The sequence below is a fragment of the Stieleria sedimenti genome (genome assembly GCF_025060895.1).
GTDB lineage: Bacteria > Planctomycetota > Planctomycetia > Pirellulales > Pirellulaceae > Stieleria > Stieleria sedimenti.
In genome coordinates this window covers 12,439-28,010 of record NZ_JANZKV010000184.1, presented here as the reverse complement: position 1 = coordinate 28,010, position 15,572 = coordinate 12,439, and the positions used below count along the sequence as shown (strand labels likewise).

The following is a 15,572-nucleotide window of genomic DNA, read 5'->3' as shown; positions in this document are numbered from 1 at the left end:
ACACGATAGGTCCACTGGTCGCCTTGGCGGAGTGTGAAGGGCTGCGGCGAGTCGATCCGCGGCGGTCGGTCGGCATCGGCGACGACGAGGTCAAACGTGTGCCGGGTCGTGTTGACGCCGTCGCTGGCGAGGAGCGTCAGATCGCGATAAATCCCCGCCGCGTTTTCAGCGGGCGACCAACGCAACGTCCTCTGGGAAGCATCAAAGAACGCGCCCGGGGGAAGGTTGTCGGCCCAAACATCGATCACTGCGTCGTCGCGGTCGAGCACGTTGACGGGAACGACCAGAGTTTCGTTCTCCGTCATCGAGGCGTCCGTCGGGGGCAAGATGAACTCCGGTGCCTGATTGCCGCCGGCAACCGTGATCGTCCACGGCTGAGACGTAAACCCGCCGCGCGAGTCGAAGGCATATAAAACGACGCGATTCTGCTCGGCGGTCTCGGTGCCGGTTTGCCAATCGATGACTCCGCTGTCCGGATCGACATGCATCCCAGCCGGTGCTTCATGCAACCAATACGCGACCGAGTTGGAATCCGGATCATTGGCCCGGGCGTCGTATCGATAGATGGACCCCGCGACGACGTGTTCCGGCGGTGCGGAATCGAATTGCGGACGCCGGTTCGGCGGTGCGCTGGCGAGAAAACTGGGGGCGAAGTCCGCGGTGATGTCTCCCGGTGTCAACCAGCGAATGGTTTTGGCCGTGGTCGACTCACCGGAACGCAGTCGAACGCCATCGGGAACGTTGGCGGCCAGATCAAAGAACCAGCGCCCGTCGGCCGACGGCGTCGCGGTTTGCCCAGGAACCGCCTCAATGGACGACGCACCGCTATTTCTACTGTCCGGAGTGAGCACCAGGTGGGCTGGCAGAATCAGCTCCTGATCGCCGCGGTTGGTGATCACGACGTCATAAGTGATCGATTGCGATTGTCGATCCAGCCGTGTGCCGGAGAGTTCGATATCGACGATAGCAGAGAACTCGCTGATCGTGGTGAAGTGGATTTCGTAGCCCGCGGCGAGTGAAAATCCACCAACGCTCTCGATGCCTTTGCCGACGTACAACGTTTGCTCGCCGACGGAGAATCCTTGGGCAGACAGGTAGGCCGTACGCGATGCCGCGTCGTAGCGGACTTCGGTAATTTGCGGATGCTCGCTTCCGTCGGTGCGAATTGCGTAGTTGCCGGGGTTCAAGACCGAATGCGGTTCCGTCCCCAACCCCGTGAACATGTCTTCGCTGAATGTCACACGGACCCATCCCAACGGCAGGGCGACGACCGTTTGCTGGGCGGGGTGGGTTGCGATGAGTTCGGGGACCGCGATCGGACTGAGCACGTCCACCGCATCGGATTGGCTGATCAACACGCGGCCGTCCCGCGTCGTCACGATGACATCGCCGCGGCTGCCACCGTTGGCCAACGCGACACGACGCAGGGTGGCGACGTCGACCATCGTCAATTCGCTGCCGGCGTTTGTAGTGCCGGCAGGTGCGGGACCGGCGTTGTGAGAGACGAACAACAGGCCGGCAAGTGGCGAGTCGCTTTGCCCAAACGCCAGCGAATCGATCGGCGTCGTGAACGACAGCAGCGTTTCGGCCCGACCCGTCGGCGAAAATTTCAAAACGGCGTTTCGCTCCGGCCATTGCACGCCATAGAGCGTCCCGTCGTCGGCAAACGCGAGACTGCCGACACGCAGGTTTCGATCTCGACTGAATCGTGAGAACGTCCCGCTGTCCGGATCGAATCGCTCGACGCCGTAGCGTGAACCGACGAGGATGTCACCCGATGCCGGATCGATGGCCAGTCCCAACGTCAGCCCGTCGCCGTACTCGGCCAACAGACTGCCGTCGCTCGGGTCCAGTTCCAGCAGTGGACCGCCGCCGGTCGTGGCCCAAAGTCGTCCGGTCGCGTCGAAGCTGACATTGAAGATCGGATGATCCAGTTCGGCCCAAACACCGCCGGCAGTTCCGCCATCGGAGGTGAAGCGATAGAGTTGATTCCGGGCCGGGCCGCCGCTGACGAAGATGTCTCCTGCGGGCGTTTCGGCCAGCGCCATCGGGCCGATCCCCGAAGCCGCCGCGGCGCCGACCGCCAGATCAAAACCGTCGGCGAAACGTGCCGCCGTGAACGGTTGCAGGACCGCGTCAAAGGTCGCGGGGTTGTCGCGTTGAGTTGGTGTCGGAACCTGCCGTTCGGCGGATGCAAACAGCGGGTGAATCGACGGCGTGGACGATGGTTCGGCGGGTTGTCCGAAATTCGGAATCGTCGTTTCTTCGACGGCGGGCAAGACGCCCAGCGACGTGGTCGAACCATCGTCGTCGGCGGTCGCTCCCGATGGCGGTGTTTCCCGATTGCCGGCGCGGTCACTGGCCAATGCCAGGAATTCGTAGGTCGTGCCGACGCGGCCGATCCACACCTCCTCGCCGCCGGCGCTCTGCAGTTGCCGTTTCCAAAGCTTAAATGCGCCGCCGTCTTCGGCCACGTACAAGCTGACATGTTTGAAACCGCTGCCTGCTTCGTCATCGACAACATTCCAGCGGACGACGAAATCGTTCTGATCGTTCAGCGGGGTGACGTCGATGTGACTGGTCGGGGCAATGGCATCGACCTGGTACACCAGATCGTCGGCATCTTCCGGTGGGGCGTTGTCCAGGATGACGCGGGCCTGCGACGTCATGATGTCGCCGGTTTCGGCCGTATCGGACAACTGGACGCTGTAAGAGACGAACCCCGCGCCTTGACCGCGGGCATTGTTCGGTGGCAGCAATCCGCCGTCGGGATCCGAACGCACTTCGCCGGTCAACAGATCGATCGCCTGGATCAACCACGTCGCGGTACTCGATTTGATGTCGACTCCACCGCTGACCCGTACGTTGAATCCAAGCGTCTCGCTGAAATCAAAATCACCTTGGTACAGTGACCGTCCGCCGGGCATTCCAATCGTGATGTCGCCGATCTGAATGTCGCCGAGTCGAAAGCTGCGGGGGTCGACGGCGTCGTCCAGCGGCACGACGACTCGCACTTCGTTGGCGTCGCGGGTTGTGTTGGGATCGTTTTGAAAGTTGACGGTGTACGGAAGCGGCTCATCGGCGGGCACGAACCCGCCTGTTTCCAACGTAAACGGGCCGGTCTGCGAGACGGTCCCCGAGTGCGCGTCGGCTTGTTCGTAATAGCCCTGCAGATTGAGCGGAAAGAAAACGTTTTCATCGTTGGGCGTGATCCCCGTGATCTGATACTCCGGCGGAATTCCCGCGCCGCGATTGGCGAACGGCACCCAGGGCACATAGACACGCATCGTTTGGAAGTGCGTGTTGGCATCGAGCATCAAGTCATCGTCGTCCAAGTTCGGCAGCGCGGCGACCGGATTGGGACTTTGCAAGATGCCCAGAAAGGAGAGCGAATCCGAAGTGAAGTTGACTTGGCCGGGTTCGCTGGGGGCTTTCAGCGATGCGTCATGTCCGTACCATCGTCGCACGTCGTCAAAGAAGTCCGACAGGTCTCCGCTGGCGATGATCCGGTCGCCTCCGGGACCGGTCAACACGCCTCCGGCAAGGGTCGCCATCAAACTGGCCAGTTCCTGATCGCGGCGCGTCGGCGGGATGGCGTCGACGGCGCGCAGACGTCCGCTTTCAGTTAAATGGCTGACATACAGCGATTGCCAGGCTTGCCGATCGCCGGCCAGATTGACCAGTGCCGCATCGGCGTCGTTATCGTCCAATATCCCTTGACGCAATCGATCCGCTTCGTCGAGCGCGTGCTGCAGGAATTCGTCGCGGGTCATCGTGGTCGCCGATGCGACGACGTGAAATTGGAACGGGATCAGCGGCTGAATCAACAAGTCCGGGACGGCGCCGAAGGCTTCCCAGACCAGAGCCAGGCCGGGCGAGAGCTTGTCGAGCGACGACGGCCCTTCCGCTAAGAAATCGATCGCCGCGTATTCCGGAATTGCGTCGTAGAGCTTTGCCTTGAACGCCTCCCACGCATGATCATGCAATTCGCGCAGGCCCGGATAGGTTTGGACTTGGAAGGTGAATCCGGCGAAGCCATCGGCAGGTTGGTCGAACAGATACCCGCTGGCGGTCAGGTGTCCGTTGGTGTTGACCGCCGAATCGAGTTCAGCCCAAGGCAGATCGGCAAGCGATCCTTCGGGGCCGCCGCGCAGGTTGGACGTGAAATGGTTGTAGGGCAGGTTGTAGACGTTTTGATTGATACCCAGTTCGGGAATGCCGACGTTGTAAAACACGTACGGGGCGTCGACGTTGCCTGTGTTTTGCAGCGAAACGCCGTAGGTGCCATTGTCGCCGGCCAGCACAAAGCGTGGACCGCCGACGCCGATCGTCAACTCGGGCTCGATGGTGCGTTCGACCTGGAATCGATACGGGACGACAGCGACGTCGCCGCCGGGGTTGATCACCTGGACGTCATAGAGTCCATGCGGCGCGTCTTGCAGGTCAAACGTGACGATTAACTGCGACGCAGAAACGTAGTTCTGACCGGCAGGAATGATTTCGGCAAAACCGGGACGGACCAGTTTGACGATTGCGTCAGGATGAAACCTCGCACCGGAAATCACCGTCGTTACAAAACCAGAGTCGCCGCCGATGTCCGTTTGAATGTCGGTGATCGCCAGCGGCAACAACTCCGCCAAAACCTCCACGGCCGGGTCCCCGTCCTGGGGCGCAAACGCATGGACCAGAACGTAATAGGTTCCCGCGTCGGTCGAGGGAATGATCGCGGCAGGCGTGTCGGTGAGGGCGCCGCCGGAACTAGCGTCAAAGGAGCCTGGCGTCGGCGACTGATTGTGTCGAAGGAAGACTTCATAGGTCGAATCGTCGTCGGCAGTGATCGTGACTCGCAGTGCGCGATCGGCCGGCACGTCGACGGCGAACAATTTTTGTCGGCCGGTTCCCAGCGTCGTTTCCAGCGGAACGCCCAACGTCAACGCAGGCGCGGTCAGTTGCATCGTGGATGCCGACGCGGTCTGATTGTTGCTTTCGCCGACGTCCTCATCGACTTGATCAAAGATGTCGGGGCGGACGATGACTCGATAGCTGCCCGGCGTCAGCGGCGGCGTGACGACTTCCAGGCTCGAGGTGTAGCTTTCACCGGGGGCTAGCGTTCCGCGAAATTCGGTGCGTCCGGCCGCCGTGTCATGAATGTCCCACGTCGCGTCGCTGCTGAAAAACAGGCTGTCGGACCAACGCCCTGAAATCGTCGCGTCGCTGGTGTTGGTCACCGTCCATTCGACTTGCGTCGGCGCGCCGGCGGTGACATCGTGCGGGGCGGCGATCTCGGTGACTTGCAAGTCCACCGGATCAGGCAATTCGATGACCATCGGCGTCGCCGGGGCGGCGGCATTGTTGCGCTCGTTTAGGCCTTCGAACACGACACCGGTCGCACCGAATCGATCGGGATCGCTGATGACGAACACGTAGTAGGAACCGGTCAGTCCAGCCGGCAACGAAACGGACGTGCTGTTCTGATAGGATGCGCCGGCCGCCAAGCCACCTTCGTGTTCTGACGACCCCAGGTAGATGTCGCTGGCCAGATCCAAGAAGGTGTCGCGCGAAAGGTACAGCAGGTCTGTCCAGCCGTTTTGCCCCTCGACCGTGTCGCCGCCGCGGTTGGTGACGGTGTAGTTGACGTCGATTTCTTGTCCACGATCCGCCCGCACCGGGGCGGTGATCGACGAGACCTGCAAGTCCGGCAGATCGGACAGGCTGACCGATAACGCTCGTACGGCGATGTTGTTGCCTTCGCCTTGATATTCCGAGATTTCACCACGGGCCGATTCGCGGGTGGCCGACGACGCCAGATCCCACGGCGCGAGTACGCCGGGCAGTTCAAACTCGATCCCGACCCTTCGGAATCCGATGTCGCTCGGTCGTCGCGAACGGTCTTGCTCGGCCGCCGAATCGGTGAACAGCAGCAAATTGAAATCGCCCTCGATGCCTGCGGGGATTTGGAAGGACAGGCGTCCGGTGTAGGACTCGCCCGGTTTCAGTGAACCGAGGTGCGACGTCGATGCGAGTTGCGTATCGAAATTATCCAGCGACGCGTCACGGGAAAGAAACACACGGTCCGACCAGGAATCGACGCGTGTTTCTCGGGAACCGATGTTCTGGACCGTGTAGACCAGTTCCACGGTTTCGCCGGAGGTTGCGGATGTGGCGACTTGAAGATCCGTGATCGACAGATCTGCTTCTTCGTACCGGATCGGAAAGTCGGCGCGGGCGAGGTTGTCGGTGGGATTTTCATAGGCCCAGTGCCCGAAATGCGATTTCCAAACCTCGTTGTCACCTTCGACGGCCGGATACCAATCGGTCAACAGCAACCGCGATTGATAGGGAAACAGCAGCGGCGATCGGTCGTTGTTGGCATTCAAATGAACCCACAGCGAATAATCACCGCCGGTGCCTTCGGGCAGGGTCGTGGTGAAGCTGACGGTGTATCGGTCGCCCGGATGGATCATTTCGGCGGGCGCATGAATCGACGCCCCCAAGTACGATGCCCGCTCGCGAATGAACGTGCCGTCGGGTGAAAGCCACAAAAAATCTTTCCAGTAGCTCGTGCCGCTCCAGACGGGATGCTCGCCGATGTTTTCGACGGTGTATCGAAACGTCACCTCTTCGCCAGACTTGGCGTCGGTCGGCAAGTCAAATCCGACGACTTTCAAGTTTGCCGCGGCGGAATGGATGCTCGTTGCCACCGCCGCGACGTTGTTCGTTTCGTCGACCTCGTCGACGGGGACGTACGACTCGGTTCCGGTTGCCGAACCGGGGAAGAAACCCGAAAGATCGATCGATGGCTGAGGCGGCAAATCGTCATCGGTGATGACAACGATGTAGTGCCCGCTGGAGGCCGGCGACAGGTCGACATCGATCGACGTGGTGTAAGAGGCTCCCTTGGCGAGCGGCAAGCTGCGTTTCTTTTCGCCCAACAGCAACGTCCGGGCGCCTTCGGCCTTGGGGTCGGGATGGTCGCTCAGGTAAACGCGATCGAGCCAAGCTCCCGTGTCGGCATCTGCCAACCCACGGTTGTCGACGGTCCAGCTGATCGTGACGGAGTCGCCTCCGGTGGCAACCGCCGGTGCCTTGAGTTCGCTGACGACCAGATCCGGCTGCGCCCCGAGCACCTGGATCGCGCGAGCCTTGTAATTGTTGTTGTCAACGTTGTCGGGGTCGTCCGGATTGTTGTTCGACGCCAACGTGTCTTCGGGAACCACGTCCAACGGGTCGACCCAAGGCGTCACGTACCACGTGCCTGATTCGAGTTGCCGAGGGATTCGTATCGTGATTGAAGTTTCGTAGCCGGACAAACGGTCCAGCGATCCGGTGTGGGTGGTCGTCTGCAACAGCAGGTCGCCCTGTCCGGGATGCGGTCGATTTTGGTCACGCGTCAGCCAGAGGTTTTCGGTCCAGGTGTCACCGTGGGTCGCGCCGCTGCCACGATTGGTCACCGTGTATCGCACGGGGATCTCTGCTCCGGCAACGACTTGCCCCGGCGCAATGACATCGCTGACCACCAGATCGGCCAGCGGTTCGGGTTCGATGAAGATCGACTGATACGTGATGTTGTTCTGATTGTTGGGCCATTCGGCGATGTTGTCCGTCGCGTCGGTTTGCACGATCACGTAGACGTCGCCGCGGTAGCGGATGGGGATCACCACGCTGCCGGCTTCGCTGCTGTAACGCTCACCGGTCGCCAAGGCCGAACCGTTGTCGAGCTCACCGATCAAAATGTCCGCCTGGTCGACCACCGTATCGAGCGACAGATAGACGCGGTCGATCCAGGTGTTTCCGACCGTGCCGACGGCGCCTTGATTGACCACCGTGAATTGCGGTGACAGTGTCGTGCCCGCAGTCAGCCGCTCGGGGATGGTGATCGAGTCGACTTGCAGATCGGGTCGAGGACGCACGTTGACGATGATCGGCTCAGACGCAGTGTTGTTGACAATACCGCTGCCCTCGTAAAGGAACTCTTCGAAATTCGTGCGAACGAACAGATTGAAGACGCCCGTGGATTGGACCGGAATGCGAATCGCTTCGTGGCGCGTGTAGCTTTTCCCGGGTATGATGGGATCAATGAACGGAAACGTTCCCAACTGAATGACCTGGCCATCTGGATCACCGGCCGGTTGCAAATAAACGCGGTCGATCCAGCCACCCGACGCGGAACCGATTCCGCTGTTGGTGACCGTCCAGCTGACATCCAATAGCGTCCCTTCTTCGGCTACGCCGGGCACCACGACTTCACTGACAACCAAATCCGGTGGCGGCAACAACGTGACCGGAAAAGGCACGCTTGCCGCACGGTTGTTGTCGTCGAAAATAAATTCAAACGGTCCGCTCTCTTTCGCCGCGTGGACGATCAAGTAGTGATCACCGGACAAACCGTCGGGCACGATGAAATGGCCGGTCCGGGTATAGTTGTCGCCCGGTGCGATTTGTCCGAAGTGTTGGAACCGAACTTCGCTGCCTTCGATCGGCTGTGTCCCCGCGGCGTCCTCAGCCAAGTAGATCACGTCGTACCAATCACCGCGGTTGGTGATCCCGATCCCCGCGTTGTCGACCGTCCACGTGACGCTGGCGATGGATCCGGCGTTGACGGGTTGCAGCACGTCAATGTTGCCGACGACCAGATCGGCGAAGTCGGTCGGCATGATGTCAAGCAAGTCAGCGTGCGCGACATCGTTGTTTGATTCATGACCGTTTTCGAAAACATTGCCGCCCAAGTCACTTTCCGAATAGTCACTGCGCACCCACAACGTGAATCGCCCGCTGATTCCGGGCGGCAACGGGATCGATTCGCTGCGCGAGTAGGAGCTGCCCGCTTCCAGGCCATCCGAATAATCAAACGTCGCGATCACCAGGTCATCATCGTCGCCGATGGTCGCGTCGCGACTGAGCACGATCGCATCGGTCCACCGATCGGTCAGTCCACGGCCGGTGCCGACGTTGGCAACGGTCCAGTCGACGGTCAGCTGTGTGGGATCGCCGATCACCTGCGTCGGCGCGCTGACGTCGGTCACGGTCAGGTCTGCGTAGGGCGACAGCGTCAACTCGATCGATGCGGTCTGCAAGTTGTTCGCTTCACCGGCCGCACGCTCTCCCAGTTGCTCCAACGCATCGGTCACGAGCAACACATATTTCGCACCTTGAGAGTCGATCGGCATCACCAGATCTCGGGTCACCTCGCGGGTATGCTGGGGATCGAGCGGCTGGATGATTTCAAATTGGTCGATCAGACGATCGTCTGCGGAAACCGATGGATCGTCGGACAGATAGATGCGTTGTTGCCAGGCCGAAGCGACGCCGCTGCCTTGATTGACGAATTCGAAGCTGAGGGGAAGTGATTGACCCGAGTTGGCGGTGGCGGAGACGGTGAGGTCTTGGACGACGACATCGGGATGGTCGATCCGGATCGTGCCGCCGACCAAGGTATTGTTCGACTCATACGGGCCTTCGAACAATCGATCGGTGTCGTCGGATGTCAGGATGATTTGGTAGTCGCCGTCCGGCAAGTCCGGCAAGTCGACCGTCATCATCGACAGATAGCTCTCACCCGGTGCGACGGGGTCGGCTTGAAAGACGCCGCCGACCAGGTGCGGAAATCCGCCGCCCGAGGTCGACTGCAAATAAATTCGATCAAACCAGCGATCGGGCGTCGCCGCGTCGCCTTGATTGATCGCGGTCCAGGTGAACACACTCGGCGTTCTGGGTTGACCGGTCGCTGGACCGCTGACCGAGGTCGGCAGCAAGTCGACCAGTGGCGGAACTGTCAATTGCAGCGGCGCCGAGACGAACGTGTTGGTTTCATCGGTCTCATGGATCTGGTTCCCGTCATCGATCGATGCGATCAAGTAATAGGTGCCGGTCGACAACGACGGGGCCAGCGGCAGCGAAACATTGATCTGGGTCGCGTAAGAATCGCCGGCAGCGAGCGGTGTGTGACGAATCGATTCGTTGAGCAGTAGATCGCCGGGGTCGAAAACGCTGTCGGTGGAAAGATAGATGCGATCGGTCCATGAACCGCCACCGGCGGCCGCAGCACTGACGTTCTTGACGTCGAACAACAAGGGGACTTCATCGCCGAAGTCGAATTCAGTGGTGGGGGTCTGCAAAACGCCGCCGACCAGCGTCAGATCCGGCAGCGCCCAATGAATGTTGCCGGACCATCGGTCGTCGTCGGGTTCCCCGTTGATTTCGTCGCCGTCTTGATTCATCGGGTTGCCGACCCAGTCGAGCACATTCGGCCCGATGGCGAGCGAGTAGTTTCCGTCGGCGTATTGATCCATCACCGGGCGGACGATGAATCGAGCGTTCGAAGCGTCCAGCGGAAAGATCGATTCGATCGCGACCGATGCGTTGTTCGGACCGACGAGTGCCATGTCATCGGCGGACAACGAATCGCGTTCGATCGGCTCACTGAATTCGATGACGAAGAACGGTCCATCGGGATCAACGGCACTGTCCGAGGGACGGATCGAGAGGACTGCGGCGCCGCTGGAAAATCCGGTCACAAATTCCAGCGAGGTAGGTGACAGTTCTGGCGAAAGGATTTGGCTGCCGAAATCGAGGCCCCCGTAACTGGGCGAACCGCTGCGTGATGCGTGTGTCATCACGACGTAGCTGTCACCCGGTTGTGGGGCGTAGTCGTTGACGCGGTTGGTTCGGATGATGCCGTCGAGCGTCGCAGAGCCGGTGATTTCTAGAACGTCATGCTGCTCGGTCGGTATCAATCCGCCGACGTCGAAGTTCAACCGGCCACCGCTGAGCAGCGTCAACGAACCGTCCACGACCAGATGTCTCTCGGGATCAACGATTCCGCCGACAACGAGATCCGCTTGCACGACACCGTTGCCGGTGAGAACCGAATCCGAGTCGAGTGTGAACTTGCCGACGAGAATCCCGGCTTCGCCCGCCGTCACGTGGACGCCGCCGAGCGATGCGCCCGACGTCTCGTTGCTGCCCAGATCGACGGTCGCTCCGTAACGGGAAAGCACGCTGGAAAATCGATTCGAGCCGGTCAGCGTGCCGGAGGAATGGTCGGTGAAGGATTGCAGGTTGCCCAGATCGATCAGACTGCCAACGCCTTCGCCGAGCAGTTCGATCCGCCGCTGAGATGTGTTACCGGCATCGGGGTCTTCGATGGTCTGCACACCCGACAAATCAACAACCGCGCCAGACAACGCTTCGATGAAGACACGTGAGTTGTAATCGTCACCGTTTTGGATCGACCTAACCGCGGGCAGATCGAGGCGACTGCCAAACCCTTCGGCACGCAGCGTCGCGATTTGATTTGGCGCCGTCGTCTCGTGTTTGATCGAAGTGACCGCGGGCAACGAAAGCGTCACGCCATCACGGATGATCAGCGTTGCCGAGTCGATATTGCCCAACAGTGGTACGATCGCGGTGCCGCCACCCTGGACGAAAAGCGATCCGGCGGATAGATCCGATAGCGCGGGAAGTGATGCAGCGTGTCCGTCGATCCGAATGGCGGTGCCCACGGCAGAGGCGAGAGATGCGAAGGAAAGCGTCCCGTTGCCGGCGGCCTGCAAGATGCTGTTGGTGGCATCGGCGATCGATTGAAACGAAAAATCACTTCCTGAATCGGCGACGACGTGTACACCGGTAGTCGTCGATAGCACAGGTGCCGCGATGGTTCCGCCGCGAGAAACGATCAATGAAGAGTGCCCACCGGCGGTGCCGTGAGAAGCCGGAGACTCGCCGATGTCGGTGAAGGTCGTCAGGGATGAGAAATCGAGGACGCTGCCGAACACGTCGGCGGTGAGGTGAACACCGCGGCTGGTCGTGTTTCCGGTCGCGGGTTCAGAGATTTGCGAGACGCGCGACAAGTCGATCGCGCCGCCGTCGCGGGCTTCGATCGCTAACGACGATCGAAAGTGTGTGCCCCCGTCGATCTGTGTCAGGTTGGGGAGTTCGAGGCGACTGCCGAGGCCGGATGCGACCAGCGTTCGAGTCTGGTCATTGTCGGTCGACGCGTGCGAATAGGATGTCACCAAGGGCAGCGACAGCGTGATCCCGTCGGCGACACGGATGCTGCTTCCATCGATCGTCGCAAGCAGCGTCGTGTTGATCCGCCCGCCGGACCGCAATTCCAATCCCCCACCGGTCAAGGTCGTCAGTGCGTTGCTGTCGATGAAGCCGTTGTCGGCGGTGAAGAGGGTTTCGTTGGCGGACGCCAGTGCGGGCAAGGCGACGGATCGATCGGTGACTTGCAAACGGCCATGATCGAAACTCGATACCGTCTCAAGCGGCACGTCACTCAGGGCGTCGACGAAAACGGCGACGCCGTCGAGGGTGGTGAGTGAATCGAGTCTGATGACGCCCCCGTCGCGGGCGACGAGATCGGAATAGGACGCCGCGTCGTCGGCAACCGTCTCTCGATCTTGAAACGAGTTTAATGACCGCAGGTCGATCGTACTGCCGGTGTCTTGAGCCGAAATTGAAATGCCGCGGCGTGCGGTGTTCCCGCCGGCGCCGTCGGCGATCTGCGTCACGGCAGCGAGGTCGATGTGCCCACCGGAATGGGCTTCGATCATTAGCCGGTTGCCGTAGTTTGTTCCTCCGTTGATCGACTGCAACGACTCGAACACCAAGCGGCTGCCGCTGCCTTGGACGATCCAGTTTCGCTGCGTGTTGTTGGACGTTGCGTCGTGGTCGTAACGGGTCACGTGTTTGAAGACCAACTCGGCACCTTCGTCGACACGCAAGTTGCCACCGTCGATCGATTGCGGGCCATCCACGATCAATGAGGCATTCGGGCCTTCAACGGCCAGCGTGCCGCCGTCGCCTAGATTGAATGGTCCGGTCAGTGTGGACTCGGCAGCGACAGTCAATGACCCGCCGATGATGTTCAAACCGCCGGGGCCATGGATGCTGCGAACGAGGTGGTCACCGCTGATGGTGACGGTGGCACCGGAGACCGAGAGTTCGACATCATCGTAGATGCCGGGGACGATGCCGGCGTTCCAGTTGGCCGGGTCGTGCCAATGCCCGTCGTCGCCGATCCAGGTGATCGTTCGAGAGGACGGAATGGATTCGGGCGGGGATGGCGGGACGTCATCGGCAAACGCAGCGGCCCGTAGGCTCGCGTCAAACGACTGATGCTCGTTTGATATCAGCCGGTTCGCGCCAGCGTCCGGGCCCCTGTGCTCGGGTGGCTGTTGGCTCGCGGCAGGCGGCGGACCGATCAATTCCGACGTCACCGTTGTGTTGATCGCGGTGGCCAACTCGGACGCAGTGATCTGGCCGCCTGCGGTTTCGGTCAGTGCCGACAGGGCGTTTCCATTTCGATCGATCACGTTTGCCAGCGCGTCGAGTTGGATTTGCGATCCCAAACCGTCGGCGGTGAACGTCATGCGACGACCACCCGTGTTTCCGTTGATCGGGTCGACGACTTGCATCACGTTTCGCAAATTCACCGATCCGCCCAGCACCGCTTCAACATCCAGCCCCGTTCCCGATTCCGTCCCGCCGCGGATCCAGCGCAAACCGGAAAGATCGATCTGGCTGCCCGTTCCCTCTGCGATCCAAGAGCGAATTGAATGGATTTGCGTGGTGGCAAGATCGTAGGATTCGATTTGCGGAAATGCGATTCGAGTTCCGCCGTAGGCTTGGAGACTTGAACCATCGATGCTGCGAACATTTGGCATTGCGACCGCGGCGGCGGAATCGGTGACTAGCGTGTTGTGTTCGAACCGCGTGATTTGGTTGAGCCGTGCATCGGTCGCTGACAGAACGAGTCGCGTGCCGGCGATCGTTTGCAAGGCATCAAAGTCACTCGGTCGGGCATCGATCGTGATGGCACTGTCTTCGATGGTCACCAGCTTGGCGACGTCGATATCGCCGGGGGAATCGACCGTGGCCTCCGTACCACGCAGATTCGCGAGTTTTGGTGCGATGATCTCACCGCCGCCGCCGGCGTCGATGCTTGAATATTGACCGGGGCCGTTGCCATTGCGATCGATGATCGAAATCAATGCATCCAGTTCGATGCGACTGTTTGCCCCCGACGCGGTGATTTCGAACGAGCGAAAATTGAGGTCACCGTAGGGTTCGTCGATCAACTGTTGGACGGCGGGAAGTGCAATCACGGCCCCGCCGTCGGCTTGGATCACGTGATCGTTGTTGTATCCCCAGCCGCCGGTGATCGACAACACGTTGGGCAGTTCGAGTCGTGAGCCCGCACCGCTAGCTGACCAGGAGCGATCAATGCTTGACGCATCGCCGAGGTGTCGATAGCCGGTGACGCCGGGCAGGGAAAGCGTCGCGCCACCGCGAACTTGCAAATCGGTTCCGTCGATGTTCGTCAACTGAGACGCGGCAAAGTCGCCGCCGCTGCCGACGGCGATCGCTCCGTCACGCAGGCTATCGATCAGCGGTAAAGCAAGCTGGGCACCCGCGATGTCGAACTCGGACCGACTGGCCGACGCAAGTTGCGACAGCGTCAGATCGTTGTCCCGGAGGATCAATCGTGAATCGATCAACGTTTGCAATTGAATCGCCGCAAGACTTCCCGAACCGTCAAGCCGGAACTGGGTCGCTCGGGCATCGGTCAGGGAGGCGATCTGGATCGAAGCGCCGTCGGTTGCGGAGAAGCTTGTTCGCTGGTCGGCGTTCTGGTCCGTCACCGTCACGAGCGCGGACAGGTCGATTCGGCTGCCGGCATCTTTGGCGATGAAGGAAAACGATCGGCGGCGCGTGTCACCTTCGACCGGGTCGATCACGGCTTGGACGCCGGACAGATCGATCACGCCGCCGTCGGCGACTTGAAACAGGGTGCCGGAGTTGTAGTGCGTCGCGCCGGTCAGCGAACGCAGGCCGCCGAGTTCGAGCCGGCTGCCGGTCCCGGTGGCGAGGAATTGTCGCGATTGATTGTTCGCCGTCGCTTGGTGCCGGAAACGCTCAACCGAGGGCATGGAGATCACGCCTCCGCCGCTGGCGGTTAAACTCGCCTGGTCCAGGTTCACGCCGCCGTCGACCCGCAGCTTGGCATCGGTTCCGTCGGCGACGAGTGTCATCGGAGACCGGAGCAGCAAATCACCTTGGACGTGCAGGTTGCCCAAGATCAGGAATTGGCTGGCGGCAGCGTCAATGGTCAGGCGATCGGCGATGGTCGCGGCAAGCGAAGACTCCTCCGGCGGACGCAGGGTGGCATCGTCGAGGATCAATTCGTCGACCACCAGCGACGTGGTCTTCAGTTCCGCTCCCACCAGATGGAGTGGTTCGCTGGAAAGGACCGTCGCGACGGTGGTGTCGGCATCAATTCGAACGAACAGGTCATTCGAAACGCCTTCAATCGTGACGTCGTCGAATGCGGTCGGCACCGCGTCGCTGTCCCAATTCAAGGGATCGTGCCAACGGGTTCCGTCGCCGCCGCCGTCCCACTGGACGGTCGCCAGCAGGTGACGGTCTTCGAGTTTTTCAAACGGTGATGGAATCAACCGCTGGCTGATTCGCTTGCGGGCCAACCGTGCCGCTTTGATGCGACGTCGGTTGCGCAACTGGTGTCCAAACCCCGGCCGCGTCTGCGACCGATCCTTTTTCCGTGCCAT

Annotated in this window: 1 protein-coding gene (running past one end of the window); it reads right to left on the bottom strand. The window is 60.9% G+C overall.

Features of this window, described 5'->3' with window-relative positions; translation table 11 throughout:
• Positions 1-15,572: the beginning of a CARDB domain-containing protein gene (locus NZK35_RS23445; RefSeq protein ID WP_259634955.1), read on the bottom strand. It extends 25,225 nt beyond the left edge of the window; only the first 15,572 of its 40,797 coding nucleotides appear in the window; its start codon is at positions 15,570-15,572; the stop codon falls past the left edge of the window.